The 17,041-nt window shown below is 72.4% G+C and carries 11 protein-coding genes; 9 read left to right on the plus strand and 2 right to left on the minus strand.

Annotation, left to right across the window (positions count from 1 at the left end; genetic code table 11):
* The first annotated feature begins 2 nt into the window (after window positions 1–2).
* The 5 genes from IEY73_RS17670 to IEY73_RS17690 all read left to right on the plus strand — a co-directional run bounded on the left by IEY73_RS17670 (window position 3) and on the right by IEY73_RS17690 (window position 5,858).
* Window positions 3–842 carry a hypothetical protein gene (locus IEY73_RS17670; RefSeq protein WP_189080331.1) on the plus strand — a complete coding sequence of 280 codons (840 nt, stop codon included), beginning with the start codon at window positions 3–5 and terminating at the stop codon, window positions 840–842.
* Window positions 839–2,455, plus strand: a complete 1,617-nt coding sequence (locus IEY73_RS17675; RefSeq protein WP_189080332.1) for a hypothetical protein — start codon at window positions 839–841, stop codon at window positions 2,453–2,455. The genes IEY73_RS17670 and IEY73_RS17675 overlap by 4 nt, the downstream gene beginning before the upstream one ends.
* A 23-nt stretch (window positions 2,456–2,478) precedes the next feature.
* Window positions 2,479–3,207 carry a cytidylyltransferase domain-containing protein gene (locus tag IEY73_RS17680; RefSeq protein ID WP_189080333.1) on the plus strand — a complete coding sequence of 243 codons (729 nt, stop codon included), beginning with the start codon at window positions 2,479–2,481 and terminating at the stop codon, window positions 3,205–3,207.
* Window positions 3,204–4,250 carry a PseG/SpsG family protein gene (locus IEY73_RS17685; RefSeq protein WP_189080334.1) on the plus strand — a complete coding sequence of 349 codons (1,047 nt, stop codon included), beginning with the start codon at window positions 3,204–3,206 and terminating at the stop codon, window positions 4,248–4,250. Before IEY73_RS17680 ends, IEY73_RS17685 begins: the two co-directional genes overlap by 4 nt.
* 72 nt (window positions 4,251–4,322) lie before the next feature.
* Window positions 4,323–5,858, plus strand: coding sequence for an MFS transporter (locus tag IEY73_RS17690; RefSeq protein WP_189080335.1), 1,536 nt, complete (start codon window positions 4,323–4,325; stop codon window positions 5,856–5,858).
* Window positions 5,859–5,868: 10 nt separating this feature from the next.
* Here IEY73_RS17690 and IEY73_RS17695 read toward each other — a convergent pair whose 3' ends face one another.
* On the minus strand, window positions 5,869–6,492 hold the full coding sequence (locus tag IEY73_RS17695; RefSeq protein ID WP_189080336.1) for a helix-turn-helix transcriptional regulator: 624 nt from the start codon (window positions 6,490–6,492) through the stop codon (window positions 5,869–5,871).
* Window positions 6,493–6,555: 63 nt separating this feature from the next.
* Complete coding sequence (locus IEY73_RS17700; RefSeq protein ID WP_189080337.1) at window positions 6,556–6,882, minus strand: hypothetical protein; 327 nt, start codon at window positions 6,880–6,882, stop codon at window positions 6,556–6,558.
* Between the two features lie 258 nt (window positions 6,883–7,140).
* Here IEY73_RS17700 and IEY73_RS17705 point away from each other — a divergent pair, with 258 nt between their 5' ends.
* The 4 genes from IEY73_RS17705 to IEY73_RS17720 all read left to right on the plus strand — a co-directional run bounded on the left by IEY73_RS17705 (window position 7,141) and on the right by IEY73_RS17720 (window position 16,996).
* Window positions 7,141–9,201: an ATP-binding protein gene (locus IEY73_RS17705; RefSeq protein ID WP_189080338.1), complete on the plus strand. Its 2,061-nt coding sequence runs from the start codon at window positions 7,141–7,143 to the stop codon at window positions 9,199–9,201.
* A 43-nt stretch (window positions 9,202–9,244) separates the two neighbouring features.
* Window positions 9,245–12,607 (plus strand): ATP-binding protein, encoded by a 3,363-nt coding sequence (locus IEY73_RS34140; RefSeq protein WP_189080339.1) that lies wholly within the window; start codon window positions 9,245–9,247, stop codon window positions 12,605–12,607.
* Between the two features lie 103 nt (window positions 12,608–12,710).
* Window positions 12,711–13,793: an ABC transporter substrate-binding protein gene (locus tag IEY73_RS17715; protein WP_189080340.1), complete on the plus strand. Its 1,083-nt coding sequence runs from the start codon at window positions 12,711–12,713 to the stop codon at window positions 13,791–13,793.
* Between the two features lie 437 nt (window positions 13,794–14,230).
* Entirely contained in the window at window positions 14,231–16,996 is a 2,766-nt protein-coding gene (locus tag IEY73_RS17720; protein WP_229715919.1) for an AbfB domain-containing protein, read from the plus strand.
* The last annotated feature ends 45 nt before the right edge of the window (window positions 16,997–17,041 follow it).

Here is a 17,041-nt window from a genome sequence, read left to right on the forward strand (position 1 = left end):
AGGTGCACCACGCCAATCACTTCTACGGCCACGCACACGTGTTGGCGGCATACTGCGGTCTCGACCCGGCAGACCCACCGCGCATCCATGGCTTCCTGCAGCACGGTTGGAATGTGCTGGACGGGCTCGGCCCGGAGACGCCCTACCTGCCCGGCCTGCCGATCTTCGTGTGGTCGCAGCGGACGCGGCGTCGCGCCTGGTCGATGGGACGCCGGCAGGCGACGGTGGTCGGCGCGCCGTATCTCTACCTGCTGTCCCTGCGGCCCGCCGCCGGCCCGCCGGAGCGTTCCGGCACCATCTGGTACCCGTTTCACGGCTGGGAGCGGCAGTCCGTCGCGGGCGATCACCAGCGCCTGATCGACGAGGCGGTGGCCACCGAACCGGGCCCGATCACCTTCTGCCTGTACTGGCAGGAATACCACAACCCGCGGATCCGGGCCGCGTACGAACGAGCCGGCCGCGTCATCTGCCACGGCTACCGCGGCAAGCGCTGGCAGGACACCGACCGGCAGTTTCTGCATCAACAGCTCACCGAGTTGCGTCGGCACCGTCGGGTGGCCTCCAACCGGCTGAGCAGCGCGGTGCTGTACGGCGCGGTCACCGGATGCGAACCGGCCGTCTATGGCGACCCGATGCAGCTCAACGGCGAGGACCGGCGTCTCGCCGCGTGGATCCGCCGCCAGTGGCCGGAACTGCACGGCACGGACCCGGACCCGGTCGACGCGTCCGCATCCGCCGCCGCCGAGCTCGGCGCGGACGGCATGGTCGGCCCGGACGAGCTGCGCGCCCTGCTGGGCTGGCGGCGGCCCGCCCCGACACCGGCGATCGCGAGCCGGGCATGACCACCGAAGTCGCCCTCATCGGCGGCGAAATGCCGGCCTGGTCCGACCGGCAGCATCCGCAGCGCCCGCCGGCCGGCAGCGCCGCCCTGGTCCCCCTGGTCGACGCGGTCGCCCGGCAGCTCCCGGACGGCGGCGAGGCGCTGGTCGCCGGGCCGCACGCGGACGTCCTGCTGGACGTGCTCGCCGCACACGCGCCGACCACGTGCCTGGTGCGCGCCGAGGCCGACGCCGCGACGGTCGCCGCCCGCGGGGTCCGCGTGCTCTGCGGCACGCTGCCCAAACTCCAAGAGACCGGGCGGTACGACCTGGTGGTCGCGCTGGACGGGATGGGCCGGCTCTGCTCGGTCGAGGGGCCGCAGTACGACTGGTCCGAGTCGTTGCGAGCGCTGCATCGCACGTTGCGCCCCGGCGGACGTCTGCTGATCGCGGTGGAGAACGACCTCGGCGTGCATCGCCTGGTCGACCTCGGCACGCCCACCTCGCCGCAGGGTGACGAGCAATGGCTCCCGATCGGCGAGTACGACGAGACGAAACCGGGCAGCCCGGACAGGCTCGGCGCGCATCTGTCCGCGGAGGGGTGGAGTCTGGCATGGCTCGGCGCCGCCTGGGCCCGGCCGGGGCAGCCGGCCCTGATCGCCGAGCCGGAGGCGCTGCGCGCCGGACCCGCCGCGGCGCTCGCCGCCACTGCCGCACGGGCCGCCGGCACGGCGTACGCCGGCCACCCGGTGCTCAGCGATCCGCGCCGGCTCGCCGCGGCTGCGGTGCGTGCCGGGCTGGGCGTCGAGTTCGCCGCCGCCTGGCTGGTCGTCGCGCACCGCGGCGACCCGTCCGCGCACCCGCCGTCGGCTACCCGCCCGCCGGTGCCGCCGGTGCTGCTCGCCGACGGTCCCGTGCTGGCCCTGACCCGCGACGAGCGCGGCACGTGGCACCGCAGCGTGCTCGACCGCGGGACGCCGACCGCGGGACGGGACCCGGCCCGGCTCGACGGCCCGCTACCCAACGGTCGGCTGCTGGAGGAGTTGCTGATCGCCGCCGCCGTCCGCTACGACGCGCGTGCCGTGCGCGCGCTGCTCAGCCGGTGGGCGGCCTGGGTCGGCACGCTGCCCGACGCGGCCCGCGCCTACGCCACGGTGGACAACGTGCTGCTGGACGGCGACACGCCCGCCCTTCTCGATCCGAGCTGGCGCAGCCCCGAGCCGGTCGCCACGTCGTCCGCGGTCGCCGCGGCCATGCGGCGCTTCGCGGACACCCTGATGGCCGGCGGCTACGCGCATCCGTGGCCGGCCGTCACCGACGTGGAGACGCTGACCGCGGTGCTCACCGGCGCGGCGGGGATGCGCTGCGACCGGCCGGTGCCGGAACCGCAGGGACCGCTGAAGCCGGTGTCGCAGCGCGAGACCGAGGAGCAGATCCGTTCCCTGCGGCAGCAGTTGGCGGACACCCGGGACCAGTTGCTCTGGCACGAGCGGCAACTGACCAAACGGGAACAGGAACTCGCCCGCGCCCGGCGGACGATCGCGATGTTCGACGGCAGCCTCGGCTATCGGGCCGCCAAGCTCGGCGCGGCGGCCCTCCGCACCACCCGCAAGGCATGGCGCCGGTCACGGCGCTGACCCCTCCACAGAAGGTTCCTTCCATGCATACCCTCGGCATCATCCAGGCCCGGATGGGCTCCACCCGGCTGCCCGGCAAGGTTCTGCGGCGGCTCAGCGGCCGCACCGTGCTCGACCGCGTGGTGCGGGCCGCACAGGCCAGCGAAGTGCTGGACGAACTGGTCGTGGCCACCACGGACGAGAGCACCGACGACGCCGTGGTGGCCGAGTGCGAGCGGATCGGCGTCCCGGTCTCCCGCGGGCCGGTGGACGACGTGCTGAGCCGGTTCCTCAAGGTGCTCGACGACCACCCGGCGGACACCGTGTTGCGGTTCACCGCCGACTGCCCGCTGCTGGACCCGGAACTGGTCGCGCTCGCTGCCAAGGTGTTCGCCGCCGCGCCGTACGTGGACTACCTGAGCACCTCGATCGCCCGCACGCTGCCCCGCGGCCTGGACGTCGAGGTCACCCGCGGTGAGGTGCTGCGCACCATCGACAAGCTCGCCACCGGACATCACCGGACGCACGTCACCTCGTACATCTACACCCATCCGGAGGACTTCACCGTCCTCGGCCTTACCATGCAGCCGGACCTGTCGCACCTGCGGCTGACCCTGGACACCCCGGAGGACTGGGCGTTGATCGAGCGCATCATCGACCACTTCGGGGACCGTGCGATCCCGGTGCGCACCCTCACCGATTGGCTGGGCCACCGTCCCGAGCTCGCCGCGCTCAACGCGCACGTGGAACAGAAGTCGCTCGTCCAAGCGTGAGAGTCGGGATTCGCTGCGATGCCGGCGGCCGCACCGGGGTCGGGCATCTGATCCGCTGCGTGGCGCTGGCCGAGGAGCTCGTCGGCCGCGGCGTGCCGGTCCATTTCCTCAGCGACCTCGGCGGTTTCGCCTGGGCCGAGCAGCAGCTCGCGGGCCGCGGCCTGCCCCGGCACCCGGCGCCGGACGGGCCGGACGCGCTGGTCGCCGCCGCCGATCGGCTGGGCCTGGACGCGCTGGTGCTGGACTCCTACGAACTGTCCGGTGCACACGGTGCGGCGCTGCGCGCGTCGGGCCGTACGGTGCTCGCCGTGGTGGACGCCGATCTGCGCGGTCAGCAGGCCGACGTCTACGTGGACCAGAACCTGGACGCCGAGTTGGCCGCCCCGGATCTGCCGCCCGGCGCGGTGCGGCTGGCCGGCCTGCGGTACGCGCTGCTGCGCACCGCGGTCCGCGAACTGCGCCCGCCGGCCGCGCCGGGCGCCGATCCGGGCCGGGTGCCTCGGGTGGTGTGCTTCTTCGGCGGCACCGACGCGTACCGGGCCGCGCCCGTGCTCGCCGGCCTGCTGATCCGCACCGGAGCACCGTTCGACGCCACGGTGATCGGCGCCGACGAGGGACTGCGTGCCGAGGTGCGGGCGCTCGCCACCGGGCCGGGGCAGCTCGTGGAGGTGCTGGCCCCCACGGACGACTTGCCCAAGCTGCTCGCCGGGGCCGACGTGGCGGTCAGCGCGAGCGGGACGTCGACGTGGGAGCTGCTGTGTCTGGGGCTTCCGGCCGCCCTGGTCTGGGTGGTGGACAACCAGATCGTCGGGTACGGCCGGGCGGTGGAGCGGGGACTCGCCGCGGGTGTCGGCCACCTGCCGTCGTTGCGGGAGCCGGGTTCGGCCGAGGCGCTTGCCGCCGTCGCGGTGCTGCGTGACCTGCTGACCGACGCTGCGGCACGCGCCGCGCTGGCGGCACGCGCCTGGGCCGCGGTGGACGGGCGGGGCGTCGCCCGGGTGGCCGACGAGCTGATCGGGCGGGCCGCGGACGCCGTCCCGTAGCCGGAGGACCGCTGCGGACTTCTTCGTCCCGCACCGGCACGACGCACGACGAGGCGGGCGTAGGGTCACGTCATGGGTCAACCGCCGGGCATCCGGTACCGCACCGCGACCGGCCGGTGGGTGCTGCTCGCCACCGTCCTAGGCTCCAGCCTCGCGTTCATCGACGCCACGGTGGTGAACATCGCCCTGCCGGCCATCGGGGAAAACCTCGGCGCGGACGCCGCCGGCCTGCAGTGGACGATCAACGGGTACGCGCTCAGCCTGGCCTCCCTGATTCTGCTCGGCGGCTCGCTCGGCGACCGGTTCGGGCGCAAGCGGCTGTTCCAGTTCGGCGTGGGCTGGTTCGCCACCGCGTCGCTGCTGTGTGGCCTGGCGCCGAACATCGAGTTCCTGATCGCGGCCCGGGTGTTGCAGGGCATCGGTGGCGCGCTGCTCACCCCGGGCGCGCTGGCCATCCTGGAGGCGTCGTTCGTGCCGGCCGATCGGGCGCGGGCCATCGGCGCGTGGTCCGGGCTGGGCGGCATCGGCGGCGCCCTCGGCCCGTTCCTCGGTGGCTGGCTGGTCGACGTGGCGAACTGGCGGCTCATCTTCCTGATCAACGCGCCGGTCGCGGCGGTGGTCATCCTGGTCGCCGCCCGGCACGTGCCGGAGACCCGCAACGCCGCCGCCGCGCGGGGCCTGGATGTGCCGGGCGTGCTCGCCGGCGCCATCGGGCTGGCGGGCCTCACGTACGGTTTCACCGCTTGGCCGGTGCACGGGCCGGCCAGCACGCGGGTGCTCGGCCCGCTGGCGGTCGGTGTGCTGGGGATGATCGCCTTCGTGCTGGTCGAGCGCCGTTCCACGCATCCCATGCTGCCGCTGCGGGTGTTCGGCTCGCGGGCGTTCACCGCCGCGAACGTGGTGACCTTCCTGGTCTACGCCGCCAACGGCGGGGTGTTCTTCCTGGTGGTGGTAAACCTGCAGGTGGTCGCCGGTTTCAGCCCGCTGACCGGTGGCATCTCGATGCTCCCGATCACCGCCCTCATGCTGGTGCTCTCCGCGCGGGCCGGGGCGCTGTCGCAACGGATCGGGCCGCGGATCCCGATGTCCGTGGGCCCGCTGGTGTGCGCCGTCGCCTTGGTGCTGTTGTCCCGCATCGGGCCCGGCGCCGCGTACCTGACCGACGTGCTACCCGCCGTGGTGATCTTCGGCTTGGGCCTGTCGCTGCTGGTGGCACCGCTCACCGCGACGGCGTTGGGTTCGCTTTCCGACGCGTACGCGGGCATCGCCAGCGGGGTGAACAACGCGGTCGCCCGCGCGGCCGGGCTGCTGGCGGTGGCGGCGCTTCCGCTGGCCGCGGGCATCGGCGGTGGCAACCTCACCGACCCGGGCGACCTCGCACCCACATACCGTCACGCGATGCTGATCTGCGCCGGGCTGATGGTGACCGGCGGTGCGCTTGCCGCGCTGTTCGTGCCGAGCCGGCTGACCAAGCAGGACGGGACGCCGGAGGACGGCGCTCCGGCCACGCTCAAGCCGGCCCGTCGGCACTGCGATCCCGGTGGGCCGCCGGTCCACGAAGATCCCGGTGGGCCGCCGGTCCAGGAAGCCGATCACGCCGGCCACTGACCGACGGCGCTCAGATCATGCCGGCGCGCAGGGCGTACGCGACCGCGTGCGAGCGGTTGCGCAACTTGAGTCGATGCGTGACGCCGTAGATGACGTTCTTGACGGTGCGCTCGGAATAACAGAGCTTGCTCGCGATCTCGTTGGTGTCCAGCCCGTCCGCCATCAGGCGCAGCACGTCCACCTCGCGCGGGGTGAGACCGGCGCCGTTCAGGCCGTTCGGTGCGAGCACGTCGCGCTGCAGGCGCTCGATGTGCTTGAGCAGCTCACCGACCAGGTTCGGCGGCATCACGCCGCCGCCCACGGCGGCCGCGGTCACGCTGTGCACCAGCCGCTCGGCGGTGACTGCGGGGCGGGGCAGGATCGCCACCACCCGGCACTCGACCGCGGTCAGCAGCTCCGCCTCGGAGATCTCGCCGACGACAAGCACCACCGGCGCGGCGACCTCGGTGGCCGATCGGCGCAGCCCCGCCACCACGTCGGCGCTGAGTCTGTCCGCGGCCACCACCAGCACATCCGCCTCGGCCCGCCGAGTGCCACGCAGCACGGTGATCTCGGAACGGCTCTGCAGGAAACCCACGAGTCCGGCATGGCTCAGCGGATCCGATGCCTGCACCGCTACCCGCACCTGATCCACAGCCCACCTCCGTGTCGGTTTCCTCTGCCGGACCAGTGTCGGGACCGGGTCTTCAGAAAACCTTCACGATGTGGGACGGCGGGCCAGATGCAGAGCCTGAATGTATTTGGGGAGCTCCAGGACGGCGCGTTCGAGCTGCCCGGGGGCGAGCTGTTCGGCGAAGACCGCGTCGACGACGTCGAGCACGATGTCGTCCGGGAGGCCGTCCACCGTCGGTTCCGGCGTGCGCTCCCACATCCGCAAGAGCTGCAGCCGAGAGGTGAGCTCGTTCAACGTACGTTCCAGGCCGGCGATCGCGTCGTCGGCACGGGCCGCGTCGATGACCAGGCGTCCCTCGCTCGCCAGGGCGAGGAAGAGCTCTCCCGCGAACGGCTGCGACTGCTCGCCCATCGCCCCTCCTCCCCCGGATCGAGCCGTGTCCTGCGCATCCCGGTCCGGCGCATGCGCGGTCCGGCCAGGGTTTTCGAGACAAGGCTCAGTGCACCAGCCGGGGAAACGGACTTGAAGGGGCGGGCACGGAATGTGCCCGGCCGCCCCGATCGTTTGCCCGCTTTACTAACTCGAACGGATTCTCGAAGCCCGCGAACACTCTCCGCTACCGTCCACTTGCGACATGAATCGCCGCGATTTCGGCTATATTCTGCGGTCATGCGCGTTCGCCTGCTCGGTCCGGTGAGTGTGCAGCGCGACGACGGCTCCGAGGTCGTGCTCGGCTCGGCACACCGCGTAGCGGTGCTGAGCCTTCTGGCCTTAAACGCCGGTCGTCCCGTCACCCCACCGGAGATGATCGCCGCGGTGTGGGGCGAGGACCCGCCGGCCAGCGCGTTGGGCAGCCTCTACACGTACGTGTCCGGGCTGCGCCGGATCCTGCGCCCGGCGCGCGGCACCCTGGCGTCCGCGGGCGGGGGCTACAGCCTGCGCGCCGAGCGCGCCGACATCGACGTGTTCGCCTTCGAGGCGCTGCGGGACGCGGCCCGGGAGAAGCGCGTGGCCGGCGACCTGGTCGGCGCGCTGCACGACCTCGAATCGGCGTTGGCGCTGTGGCGCGCGGAGGCGCTGGCCGGCGTGCCCGGACCGTTCGCCGCGGCGCAGCGGGTGCGCCTGACCGAACTGCTGCTGGCCACCCGGGAATTGCACGCCGAACTGCTGGTCGAGGCCGGCCGGGCGGGCGAGGCGATCGCCGGGCTGCGCGAGATCGTCGGCACACACCGGCTGCGGGAGAACTCGTACGGCCTGCTGATGACCGCCTTGGACCGCGACGGCCGGCGCGACGAAGCCCTCGACCTCTACGCGCGGTTGTGCCGGTTGCTCGTGGAGGAGGCCGGGACGGAACCGGGCGCGGCGCTGCGCTCGCTGCACCGGCACATGCTCGGCGAACCGGGCGACGAGCCGACGCCGGAGACCGAACCACCGGGCGGTCTGATCGGCCGGCACGACCTGCTGGAGCGCCTGCGGGCGGCGGTCGGCGCGCTGGCGGACGGCACCGGCGGCGCGATCTGGATCGAGGGCGAGCCCGGCGCGGGCAAATCCGCGCTGCTGGCCGCGGCCCTCGTCGGCGTGGCCCGGCTGGGCTGGGCGACCGCGGACGAACTGGGCGACCGCGCCCCGATGGGTGTGCTGCGCGATGGCCTGCGGCGGGCAGGCGTGGACGACCTCTCCGCGGTGCACGCGGCCTGCGAACGCACGCCGACCGTGCTGGTGATCGACGACCTGCAGTGGGCCGACGACGCGAGTCGCACCGCGTGGCGCGAGCTGCACCGCCTCGCAGGCCAGGTGCCGTTGCTGCTGATCAGCGCCGTCCGGCCGACAGGTGACCGCGCGGCGCTGGACCGGCTGCGGCGCTCGCTCACCACCCGGGGCGCGGCGGTGTTGACGCTTCCGCCGCTGGCCGCGGCCGACGCGGCCGAGCTGGCTCGTCGGCTTTGTCCGGAGCTGGCCGCCGACGCGGTCACCACGGTGGTCGCCGAGGCCGGCGGCAACCCGCAGTACCTGCAATGTCTGGTCGCCGAACGGCGCGACGGCAGTGCCTCCCCCGGTCCGGCGTTGAGCGCCGCGGTCGGTGCGCACCTGAGTCCGCTGCCCGAGGAGACCCGCAACCTGCTGCGCGCGATCGCGTTCCTCGGTTCCGGCTGCACTCTCGACGAGCTGGCCGCGGTGACCGAACGACCGGGCGCCCGGCTCCGGCATGCCCTCGACGACGCGCGCGACGCCGGCTTGCTGGCGGACCGGGCGGCGGAGCGGCCGGTGTTCCGGCACCCGGTCGTCGGACGTGTGCTGCACGACGGGACGCCGACGGCGCTGCGGGTGATGTTGCACCGGGCGTTCGCCGAACAGCTCGCCCGCCGCGGCGCCGCACCGCAGCGCGTGGCCGGTCAATTGCTGGCCGGTCCGGTTCCGATCGATGCCTGGGCCACGGGCTGGCTTGCCGGGCACGCCGAGGAACTGGTCACGCGGGCGCCCGCGGTGGGCGCGGCGGTGTTGCGGGCGGCGACGGCACACCCGTCCGCCGACCCGACGGTGCATCTGGATCTGACCGCGTGGCTCGCGCGTGCGCTGTCCCGCGCCGGTGATCCGCGCAGCGAAGGAGCGGGCGTCCCGGCAGACTGGGTGGCGTCACACACCTCTGACCCCGATCTGGCGGCCGAGATGCGCCGCATTGTCGCCGCGAGCCGGCCCGACCCGGAAATTTCTGTTATCCCGGCCCGCTGACATCGGTCTCCTCTCGGTGGACCATGCGTGGACGGGAGGTTTCGTGCCGGCACAGAGCCATCTTCGCGTCGCCGTCCTCGGCCGGGTGCGCTGCTCGGTGGCGGGCCGGGAGATCGATCTCGGTCCCGGGCGGCAGCGCACGGTCTTCGCGGTGCTGGCCGCCAACGCCGGGCGGCTGGTCGGCCGGGACGACCTGATCGCCGCGGTGTGGGGGCCGGCCGCACCGCCGACCGCGGCGGGCAGCATCTACACCTACATCTCCGGGCTGCGCCGCCGGCTGCCCGGGACCGACACGCTGGTCTCCGGCCCGTCCGGGTACGGGCTGCGCGTGCGGGCTGAGGACGTGGACGCGGAACGGTTCCGGCGGCTGCGCGACGCGGCGGCCGAGCTCATCGCCGCGGGCGACCGCCGCGCCGCGGTGGCCCGGCTGGACGAGGCGCTACACCTGTGGCACGGAGACGCGTACGCCGGACTGGCCGGACCGTTCATCGAGCTGGACCGGCAGCGGCTGGCCGACCTGCGGCTGGCTGCGATGGAGTTGCGCGCCCGGACGCTGCTGGAGCTGGACGGGGACCCGGACCTGGTCGCCGAGCTGACCAGCCTGGTCCGCGCCCACCCGCTGCACGAGCCCCTGCACGACCTGCTGATGCGCGCGCTGGACCGGTCCGGGCGCTCCGCCGAGGCGCTGGAGGCGTTCCGCACCGCACGCCGTGTCCTGGTCGCCGAGCTCGGGGTGGAACCCGGCCCGGCGCTGCGCGAGACACAGCGGCGCATTCTGGCCGGCGAGGACACCCGGCCCGGTGCGCCGGCCGCGGGCCGGCCTCGGGCGGCGACCGCGGTGCTGCCCACGCCGGTGGCGCGGGCGGTGCGTGACGGGCTCGCCAGTCGTGCCTGCTTCGGACGCGGCGAAGAGCTGGCACACCTGCGGGAGCAGATGGCTGCCGTCGCCTCGGGCACCGGCGGCGTCGTCTGGTTGGAGGGCGAGGCCGGCATCGGCAAGACGGAGCTGCTGATCCAGGCGTTCGCCGACGCGGCGGGCGCCGGCTGCCGGGTGGCCTGGGGTGCCGCCGACGAGCTCGGTCAACGGGTACCGCTGCAGGTGATCGCGCGGGCGATGGGTTCCGGCCCGATCGACGACGCCGACCGCATGCTCGCCCAGGTGCGTTCCGCCTGCGCCACCGGACCGATGGTGCTGGTCATCGACGACGCGCAGTGGGCCGACGCGGCCACCGTGCAGGTGCTGGAACGGCTACTCGGTGCCGTCGATCGGTTGCCGCTGCTGCTGGTGGTGGCGGTCCGCATGGGCCCGCACCCGGCCGGGCTGGACCGGCTCCGCCAGGGCGTCCGGGCTCGGCCGGGCAGGTTCGTCGGGCTGCGTCCCCTCGGCCCGGCGGACATCGAGCTGATCATCGCGGGCGTGGTCGGCGGGCCGCTGGGCGTCAACCTGCGCGCACTCGCCGCCCGCGCGGCCGGCAACCCGCTCTACGCCCGCGAGATGGTCGACGCGCTGGTGCGCCGTGACGCCGTGCGAGCCGTGCGGGGGATGTCGGACGTGGACGCCGCCGTCGAGGCCGACCCGCCGGAGTCGGTGTTCGCCGCCGTCCGCGCCTCCATCGACGCCTTGTCGACACGCGCCCGGGCGGTGTTGCGGCAGGCCGCGCTGCTGGGCATGGAGTTCGCGGTGGCCGACGTGGTGGCGCTGACCGGCCGGTCGCCGCTGGAGCTGATGGCCGATCTGGAGGAGGCGCTGGCCGCGAACGTGCTTGTGGACTCGGGGGCGGACCTCGCCTTCCGGCATCCGTTCCTGCGTCAGGCGCTGCACGACGACACGCCCGCGGCGCGGCGAGCCGAGGCGCACCGCCGGGCCGCCCAGATCCTGGCCGCCGCCGGCGGGCCGGTGGTCGCGGTCGCCGGTCAGCTCGCCGCCGCCCCGCCCGAGGTGGACGGGTGGCTGGTGGCGTGGCTGGTCGACCATCATGCCGAGGTCGCCCGCCGGATGCCGCAGGCGGCCGGCGACCTGATCCGCCGGGTGCTGGACAGCGCGCTGCCGGACGCGTGTCAACGCGCCGTCCTGCTGCCCGCCCTGGTCCGGTTGGAGGTGCGCCACGATCGCTACCCGGTCGAGCTGGGCGAGCGGGCGATCGAGGTGGCCGCCGATCCGGGGGAACGGGCCGAGATGCGTCAGCTCGTGGCCACCATGCGATTCCGCCTGGGCGACCTGGACGGGGCGATCCGGCTGCTGCGTACCGCGCTGCAAGTGCCGGACGAACCGCAGATGTGGCGCACCCGGCATCGGGTGCTGCTCGCCAACTTCCGCCGGGGCGACCTCACCGACCTGGCCCGCACCGAGCGGGATGCGGACGCCATGCTCGCCGAGGCGACCACCGCCGGGGAACGGTACGAGGCGGCCTTCGCTCTGCAGACCGTCTGGCTGACCAGCTCCATCCGGCGCGACCATGAGCGCGCGCTGCACCACGTGGATCGCGCGCTGGACCTCATGCGCGAGGACACCCACACCGCCGGGATGTACGCGGATCTGCTCGACAACCGGGTCTTCTCGCTGCAGAACCTGGACCGTTTGGCGGAGGCGCAGCAGACCCTGCGCGAGGCGCGGATGCCGGTGGCCACCGCGGTGCAGTGCTACTGGCTCGGCCGGTGGGACGAGGCGATGTCCGAGGCGGCGGCCGGGGTCACCGTCGAGGGCCTGCGCGAACCGGAGGCGATGAGCATGCTGTTGCACGGCGTGGCCGCGCTGATCGCCCTGCGGCGCCGCGCCCCCGACCTGGTGTCCGCACATCTGAACGCGGCGGACGCCCTCCCGGCCAGCGAATCGGAACGTGAAAGCTGCGACTTTCTGCTGGTGGCACGGGCGCTGGCGGTGGCCGAGCGGGACCGTCCACATGAGGCACTGCGGCTGATGGATCCGCTGCTGCGACCGGACTACGCCCCGATGATGCTGCGTCACCAGTGGTTACCTGCAGTAGTGCGGCTGGCGCTGGAGGCGGGCCGGCCGGATGTCGCCGAGGAGGCCGATGCGATCTGCGCGGCGGAGGCGGCCAGGGAGAAGGTCGCGGCCCGCGCGCATGCGTCCGCGCTGCGCTGCCGGGCCTTGCTGACCGCCGATCCCGGCCCGGCCATGGCCGCTGCCGCGCACTACCGGGCCGTGGGGCGCCCGGTCGAGCTGGCCGAGGCGCTGGAGGACGCGGCCTTGCTGGCCGTGTCCCGAAACCCCGGCGACGCCGCCGACCCGGGGCGCGAAGCGGTCGACATCTTCGAACGAATCGGCGCCGCGCGGGACGCCGCACGGGTCCGTTGGCGGCTTTCGGAGGCCGGTGTCCACTTCGCTGGGATACGCCCGCGACCTGCGGATTCGACCCCGGCATCCCCTCGCAACGTTCGTTTCTGATTGGTTATGACGGCGACCTTGACAAGAAAAGTTTGATAGTGGGTGAATGTGTTTCCGGGTGGTTACCCGATGATGTCGCATCCACCGCTAAGGAGCCCATGTCATGAGCGCTACGTCCGGTCGTTGGCGGCCGGCGGCCGCCACTCTCGGTGCGGCCCTTCTTCTCGTCAGTGCCTGTGCGAAGTCGGAGGACAGCGACACCGCCGCCGACTCGGCGGGCACCTCATCCGCCGGCGCCCAGGTGGTTCAGTCCGCCGCTCCGGGCGCCGAGACGTGCACCTTGGACCAGTTCGGCGGCAGCAAGATCGATCTGAAGACGGCAAAGGTCGGCTTCTCCCAGTCGGAGAAGGAGGCCAACCCGTTCCGCATCGCCGAGACCCAGTCCATCAAGGACGAGGCGGCCAAGCTCGGCATCACCAACCTCACCACGACCAACGCGAACTCCGAGTTCAACAAGCAGATCAGCGATGTGGAGCAGATGATCGACGCGGGCGTGCAGTTGCTCGTCATCGCGCCGTTGAACTCCGACGGCTGGGACTCGGTCTTCGCCAAGGCGTCGGCCAAGAAGATCCCGATCATCACCATCGACCGCCAGATCAACGCGACGCCCTGCAAGGACTATCTGACCTTCATCGGCTCGGACTTCGAGAAGCAGGGCCAGCGGGCGGCCGACGAGATGGCCAAGGCGCTGGACAACAAGGGCGAGGTCGCCATCCTGCTCGGCGCACCCGGCAACAACGTGACCACGCTGCGGACCAAGGGCTTCAAGGAAGAGATCGCCAAGGTCGCCCCGGACATCAAGATCACCTTTGAGCAGACGGGCAACTTCGCGCGTAAGGACGGGCAGAACGTCACCGAACAACTGCTCCAGTCCAACCCGAACATCAACGGCATCTACGGCGAGAACGACGAGATGGCCCTGGGGGCGGAGGTGGCCCTCAAGGGCGCCGGCAAGCAGCCCGGCGACGTGAAGATCGTGTCGGTGGACGGCACCAAGGGCGCCGTGCAGGGCATCGTGGACGGCTGGTTCTCCGCGGTGATCGAGTCCAACCCGCGCTTCGGACCACTGGCCTTCGACACCGCGACGAAGTTCTTCAACGGCGAGCCGATCCCCTCGAACATCATCATCCAGGACCGGCAGTACGACGAGAGCAACGCCAAGAGCGACCTGAACAGCGCCTACTGAGTCCCCACCCACACCCCCACCCGCCCTGCCCCCGCCCCGCCGCCCGACGCCCCGCCCCCGCCGCCGAGCCGCCCCGCCACCCCCGTCGCGCCCGACGCCACGCCCCGCCACCCCCGTCGATCTTGAGCTTTCGGTGCCAGTTTCACCCCGCTATATGCGATATGCCGGACCGCAAAGTTCAAGATCGGCGGGGTGATGGGGGCGGGGCGGGCGGGGTGCGGGGGCGGGGGCGGGGTGCGGGGCGGGCAGGGTGCGGGGCGGGCAGGGTGCGGGGCGGGCGGAGGGCGAGGGCGGGGCGAGGGCGGGCGGAGGGCGCGGGCGGGGCGGGGGTTGTGCCATTGACGGGTCTCTATTGCGGGCGTGTGTGCGTTCCCGTCAATATGTGTTTCAAGCTGTGAAACCGTCCCCACAGGCTCGCCCGTAAGGAGAGCGATCCCGTGCACACACGTCCCCGATTCCCCCGCCTCCGCCGCGCACTCGCGGTGCTCGCCGCGACCACGGTGGCCTCCCTCGGCACGCTGATGGCCACCGCCTCCCCCGCGGCCGCCTTCGCCCCCAAGACCCCACCGCTGAGCACGCCGTGGACCAGCCAGGTCTCCACCAGCAACCCGCTGCCGGAATATCCGCGACCGCAGATGGTCCGCCCGGACTGGCAGAGCCTCAACGGCATCTGGCAGTTCGCCGGCTCCGGCAACATCGACAACCCGCCGCTGAACCAGAACCTCGGCGAGGAGGTGCTGGTCCCGTACCCGATCGAGAGTGCCCTCTCCGGGATCATGCGGCACGAGAACTTCATGTACTACCGGCGCACGTTCACGGTGCCCGCCGGCTGGGCCGGCCGGCACGTCCAACTGAACTTCGGCGCCGTCGACTGGCAGTCCAAGGTGTGGGTCAACGGCAGCCTGATGGGCACCCACGAGGGCGGGTACGACAAGTTCTCGTACGACGTGACGTCCGCCCTGCGTACCGGTTCCAACGAGGTCGTGGTGGGGGTCTGGGATCCCACCGACGGGCAGGACATCCCGGTCGGCAAGCAACGCACCGCCCGGGGCGGCATCTGGTACACGCCGTCGTCGGGCATCTGGCAGACGGTCTGGCTGGAGCCGGTGAACGCCGCCCGGATCACCCGGCTGGACACCACCCCGAACGTCGGCGCCGGCGCGCTCGACCTGGTGGTGCAGGGCGCCGGCATCGGCGGCCAGGGCGTCACCGCCCAGGTGCTGACCGGCGGAATCGTGGTCGGCACGGCGAACGGCAGCGTCGGCGCGGCGCTGCGGATCCCGGTGCCGAACGCCCATCTCTGGACCCCCGACGACCCGTTCCTGTACGACCTGCGCGTCACGTTGACCGGCACCGGCGGCGGCGATGCCGTGGCCGGATACTTCGGCATGCGCTCGCTGGGCAAGGCCATGCTCGGCGGCGTGCTGCGGCCCACGCTGAACGGCAAGTTCGTCTATCAGCTCGGCACCTTGGACCAGGGCTTCTGGCCGGATGGCATCTACACCGCGCCCACCGACGCGGCGCTGCGCTTCGACCTGGAGCAGCAGAAGGCGATGGGCTTCAACATGGTCCGCAAACACATCAAGGTGGAGAGCGACCGCTGGTTCTACTGGGCGGACCGGCTCGGCCTGATGGTCTGGCAGGACATGCCCGCGCTGGCCAGCGGCCGCGAGCCGTCGCAGGCCGGACGCACCCGGTACGAACGGGAACTGCGCGAGATGATCGACGAGCACAAGGGCATCACCTCGATCGTGCAGTGGGTGCCGTTCAACGAGGGCTGGGGCGAGTACGACGCCGGCCGCATCGCGGAGGAGGTCAAGAGCTGGGACCCGACCCGGCTGGTCAACCACAACTCCGGCTCCAACTGCTGCGACTCCGACCCGGATCCGGGCAACGGCGACGTGATCGACGACCACCAGTATGTGGGGCCGGGCATCTCACGGACGCCCAGCGCCACCCGGATCGCGGTGAACGGCGAGTACGGCGGCCTCGGCCTGCGCGTGTCCGGTCACGAATGGCCGACCAGCGGCAAGTTCGCGTACGAATGGCTCGCCGACTCCAACGCCCTGACCAGCCGATATGTGCAGATCACGAGCAACCTGGTGTCCCTGATCAACAGTCGCGGGCTGTCCGGCTCGGTCTACACCGAACCGACCGACGTCGAGGAGGAGCTGAACGGCTTCTATACCTACGACCGGCAGGTGCAGAAGATGGACTTCGCCCGGGTTCGCGAGGTCAACCTGCGGGTGCTCGGCGCGGCCTCCGGCACCACGCTGCCGGTGAACAAGCTCGCCTCGCTGCGCGTCACCACCCCCGGGTACACCGATCGCTACCTGCGGCACCGGGACGGCGCCGCGCGGACCGACGTGATCGGCACGGCCAGCGCCACGGTGGACCGTCAGGACGCGACCTTCTGGGTCCGGCCCGGCCTGTCCGACGCCGCCTGCTACTCGTTCGAGTCGCGCAACTATCCGGGACGTTACCTGCGGCACCGCAACTATCGGGTGTACAGCGAGACGGACACCGGGGGAAGCTTCGCCGCGGACGCCACGTTCTGCACTCGCACAGGCCTGTCCGGCGGCGGCACCTCGCTGGAGGCGTCCAACATGCCGGGCTACTTCCTGCGGCATCGCAGCGAAGAGGTCTGGATGGACCAGGACACCGGCGGCTCGTTCACCGACGACGCCACCTGGGCGGTCAGCACGCCGCTGTGGCGCAGCGGCGCGGATCTGCCGGTGGGTCAGCGGCGGTCGTTCCGGGTCACCACGCCCGGATACGACAACCGCTACCTGCGGCACTACGACGGGCTGGCGCGTACCGACGTCATCTCCGCGTCGAGCTCGGCCACCGACCGTGCGGACGCCACCTTTACCGTACGTGCCGGGCTCGCGGACGGTAGCTGCTACACGTTCGAATCCGTCAACTACCCGGGCCAGTACCTGCGTCACTCCGGATACCGCCTGCAGAAGGCGTCCAACGACGGGAGCGCGGTCTTCCAGCAGGACGCCACGTTCTGCGCCCAGCCGGGCCTGAACGGTGGCGCCGGCAACGTGTCGATGGAGTCGTTCAACTACCCCGGTTACCACTGGCGGCACTACGCCGAGGCGGTCTACATCGCCAGCAACGGCGGCGGTAACACCTGGGACAACCCGGGTAGCTACGCGGCGGACACGACCTGGAACAACGCCGCTCCGCTCGGCTGACACCCGAGGGCCGTACGGGCCGGGCAACGCGGGTGCCCGGCCCGT

Source organism: Mangrovihabitans endophyticus (genome assembly GCF_014646155.1).
Classification (GTDB): Bacteria; Actinomycetota; Actinomycetes; order Mycobacteriales; family Micromonosporaceae; genus Actinoplanes; species Actinoplanes endophyticus.

Coding starts and splice junctions, on each gene's coding strand:
- IEY73_RS17675 (WP_189080332.1), top strand. CDS start 839: ATGACCACCGAAGTCGCCCTCATCGGCGGCGAAATGCCGGCCTGGTCC.
- IEY73_RS17680 (WP_189080333.1), top strand. CDS start 2,479: ATGCATACCCTCGGCATCATCCAGGCCCGGATGGGCTCCACCCGGCTG.
- IEY73_RS17690 (WP_189080335.1), top strand. CDS start 4,323: ATGGGTCAACCGCCGGGCATCCGGTACCGCACCGCGACCGGCCGGTGG.
- IEY73_RS17700 (WP_189080337.1), bottom strand. CDS start 6,882: ATGGGCGAGCAGTCGCAGCCGTTCGCGGGAGAGCTCTTCCTCGCCCTG.
- IEY73_RS17705 (WP_189080338.1), top strand. CDS start 7,141: ATGCGCGTTCGCCTGCTCGGTCCGGTGAGTGTGCAGCGCGACGACGGC.
- IEY73_RS17715 (WP_189080340.1), top strand. CDS start 12,711: ATGAGCGCTACGTCCGGTCGTTGGCGGCCGGCGGCCGCCACTCTCGGT.